Origin of the sequence: Thiolapillus sp., from assembly GCF_048562965.1 — a bacterium.
In the GTDB taxonomy this organism is placed as follows: Bacteria; Pseudomonadota; Gammaproteobacteria; order Chromatiales; family Chromatiaceae; genus Thiolapillus; species Thiolapillus brandeum_A.
In genome coordinates this window covers 1-3,455 of the sequence record NZ_JBHNMF010000352.1, presented here as the reverse complement: position 1 = coordinate 3,455, position 3,455 = coordinate 1, and the positions used below count along the sequence as shown (strand labels likewise).

The window sequence follows — 3,455 nt, the reverse complement described above, 5'->3', positions numbered from 1 at the left end:
GGGGGCTTCATAGGTGCATGGGAACAGGCTTTTACGACACCCTCTCAGGGAGAGGGACTGGGGGTGAGGGCAGAGGGGCCGGGGGTGAGGGCTAAGAAGACAACCTCCTTCATCCCAGCCTGTTTTCTTCCGCCTCCAAAGCCTCACTGGCCTCCAGCCAGGCCATTTCCTGGGCTTCGCACTGGGCATCCACCTCGGCCTTTTCTGTCAGCAGTTGTCTGAGCCTGTCCTTGTGGGCGGCTTCATACAGGCTGTTGTCCGCAAGCTGTTCTTCCAGGGCCTTTTGCTGCCTGTGCAGTTCATCCAGTTTTTTTTCCGCTGCCGCCACCTTGTTTTTCAGGGGCTGCAAAGCCTGGCGCCGCGCGGCGGACTGGCGCTTGGCTTCCTTGCGATTGACGCCCTTGCTGCCTGAGCCGGCGGGCGCCGGGGTTTCGGTCTTGTGCCGCGTCGCCAGCCAGGCGGGGTAGTCATCCAGGCTGCCGTTGAATTCGGTAACCTCGCCGCCGTCCACCAGCAGCAACTGGTCCGTGCTCACCCGCAGCAGATGCCGGTCGTGGGAGACGATGATCATGGCGCCGCTGAAGTCCTGCAGGGCCGTGGCCAGGGCCTGGCGCATTTCCAGGTCCAGGTGGTTGGTGGGCTCGTCCAGGAGCAGAAGATTGGGGCGCTGATAGATGAGCAGGGCCAGGGCCAGGCGGGATTTCTCGCCGCCAGAGAAGGGCGCGGTCTTTTCCAGGGCCTTGTCGCCGGGAAAACCAAAGCCGCCCAGGTAGTCCCGCAGCTCCTGCTCCCGGGCCTGAGGGGCGATCTGGGTCAGATGTTCCAGGGGGGAATGTTCCGGGTGCAGCTGTTCCACCTGGTGCTGGGCAAAGTAGCCGATTCTGAGATCCTGGGCGGTTTCCATGCGTCCTTCCATGAGAGGCAGTCCGCCGGACAGCAGCTTGATGAAGGTGGATTTGCCCGCGCCATTGGGGCCGAGCAGGCCGATGCGGTCGCCTGGCGAGATGCTCATGCTGATACCGGAAACCACGGCCCGGCCGTCATAGCCCGCAGCGCCGTCTTCCAGGCGCAACAGGGGGTTGGGATTCTTTTCCGGCTCCCGGAACTGGAAATGGAAAGGCGAGTCCACGTGAGCGGGCGCAATGAGCTCCATGCGCTCCAGGGCCTTGAGGCGGCTCTGGGCCTGGCGCGCCTTGGTGGCCTTGGCGCGGAAACGGTCTACGTAGGATCGGATATGCGCGATCTCCCGCTGCTGTTTCTCATGTTCAGCCTGCTGACTGGCCAGACGCTCGGCGCGCACTTTCTCGAAGGCGCTGTAGTTGCCGCTGTACAGGGTGAGCCGGCCCTGTTCGATGTGGGCGATGTGATCCGTGACCGCGTCCAGGAATTCCCGGTCGTGGGAGATGAGCAGCAGGGTGCCGGGGTAACGGCGCAGCCAGTTCTCCAGCCAGATCACCGCGTCCAGGTCCAGGTGATTGGTGGGCTCGTCCAGGAGCAAAAGATCCGAACGGCAGATGAGGGCCCGGGCCAGGTTCAGGCGCATGCGCCAGCCGCCGGAGAAATCCGATACCGAGCGGTCTTCATCACCGGGCCGAAAGCCCAGTCCGTGCAGCAGTTGCCCGGCGCGGCTGCGGGCCTGGTAGCCGCCGATGGCTTCAAACTGCCCATGAAGCCGAGCCAGAACCTGGCCGTCTCCCCGGGCATCGGCCTCTTGTATCTGCCCTTCAATGTCGCGCAACTCCTGGTCGCCGTCCAGCACGTACTCCATGGCCGGGCGGCTGTCCTGGGGCGTTTCCTGGGCCACCCAGGCGATGACCCATTCCCGGGGTAGTTTCAGATCCCCGGCATCCGCCTGGAGCTGGCCCCGTATCAGGGCGAACAGGCTGGACTTTCCCGTGCCGTTGGCGCCGGTGATGCCCACTTTCTGGCCGGGGTGAATCTGGAAGCTGGCGCCCTCGAACAGCAGCTTGCTACCCCGGCGCAGGCTCAGGTTCTGGAAATGCAGCATGGGGGATTCAGTGCGGAGAAGGGCCATTCGGCTTCCCGCCATGACTGTAGGTCGGGCTTCAGCCCGACAACGGCGGTCAAAACGGAGGACTGTCGGACTGAAGTCCGACCTACGGTTGCGGCTTTTTCTTTCATCGAAGATGCGCCCAACAGATACATGAAAATCAGCTCAGCTCCCGGTAGGTATCGGCAAAGGCGGCAATGGCCTTGTCCAGGTCTTCCCGGGTGTGGGCGGCGGAGATCTGGGTGCGGATGCGCGCCTTGCCCTTGGGCACCACGGGGTAGAAGAAGCCGATGGCGTAGATGCCGCGCTCCAGCAGCCTGCGTGACATTTCCTGGGCCAGGCGGGCATCCCCCAGCATCACGGGGACGATGGGGTGCTCGCCTTCGGGAATGTCGAAACCGGCTTCCTTCATGCTCTGGCGGAAATAGGCGGTGTTGTCCGCCAGGCGGTCGCGCAGTTCCGTGGATTCACTCAGCAGCTCCAGGGCCTTGAGGGAGGCGGCGCAGATGGCCGGTGCCAGGGTGTTGGAGAACAGGTAGGGCCGGGAACGTTGGCGCAGCAGGTCGATGATTTCCTTGCGGCCCGAGGTGAAGCCGCCGGAAGCCCCTCCCAGGGCCTTGCCAAAGGTGCTCGTGATGATGTCCACCCGGTCCATGACGCCCCGGTATTCATGGATGCCCCGGCCCTTGTCGCCCATGAAGCCCGAGGCGTGACAATCGTCGTGGTGCACCATGGCGCCGTACTCGTCAGCAAGGTCGCAGATCTCGTCCAGGCGGGCGATGCTGCCGTCCATGGAGAACACCCCGTCGGTGGTGATGAGCATGCGCCGGGCGCCGTTGTGGCGCGCTTCCTCCAGCTTGTCCCGCAGATCGTCCATGTCGTTGTTACGGTAGCGATAGCGCGCCGCCTTGCACAGGCGCACGCCGTCGATGATGGAGGCGTGGTTCAGTTCATCTGAGATCACCGCGTCCTCCGGCCCCAGCAGGGTTTCAAACAGACCGCCATTGGCGTCGAAGCAGGCGGCGTAGAGAATCGTGTCCTCCATGCCCAGAAAATCCGTGACCTTCTGTTCCAGCGCCTTGTGGATGTTCTGGGTGCCGCAGATGAAGCGCACCGAGGACAGGCCGTAGCCCCATTGGTCGTAGCTGTCCCTGGCAGCCTGGATCAGCGCCGGATGACTGGCCAGGCCCAGGTAGTTGTTGGCGCATATATTCACCACCTCGCGGCCGTCGGTCAGGGTGATGTCGTTCATCTGCCGGGAGGTGATGACCCGCTCCTCCTTCCACAGGCCGGATTTACGGATGGCTTCCAGTTCCTGTTGCAGGCTTTCTTTTGCTGATTTGAAACTCATGATGGTTGCTACCTTGTTACCGTCTATAAATAGCTATCTTTTTCGGGCAGCTCCAGATAATTAGCGCATGCCAATATACTGAATTAATTAATC

General features: G+C 62.7%; 2 protein-coding genes. Both read right to left on the bottom strand.

The window, feature by feature from the left end:
* Positions 1 to 109: 109 nt before the first annotated feature.
* Positions 110 to 2,008, bottom strand: a complete 1,899-nt coding sequence (locus ACOCD2_RS14610) for an ATP-binding cassette domain-containing protein (protein WP_293648880.1) — start codon at positions 2,006 to 2,008, stop codon at positions 110 to 112.
* Positions 2,009 to 2,171: 163 nt separating this feature from the next.
* Positions 2,172 to 3,362 carry a glycine C-acetyltransferase gene (gene kbl / locus ACOCD2_RS14605; RefSeq protein WP_293648877.1) on the bottom strand — a complete coding sequence of 397 codons (1,191 nt, stop codon included), beginning with the start codon at positions 3,360 to 3,362 and terminating at the stop codon, positions 2,172 to 2,174.
* Between the last annotated feature and the right edge of the window lie 93 nt (positions 3,363 to 3,455).

Coding starts and splice junctions, on each gene's coding strand:
- ACOCD2_RS14610 (WP_293648880.1), bottom strand. CDS start 2,008: ATGCTGCATTTCCAGAACCTGAGCCTGCGCCGGGGTAGCAAGCTGCTG.
- kbl (WP_293648877.1), bottom strand. CDS start 3,362: ATGAGTTTCAAATCAGCAAAAGAAAGCCTGCAACAGGAACTGGAAGCC.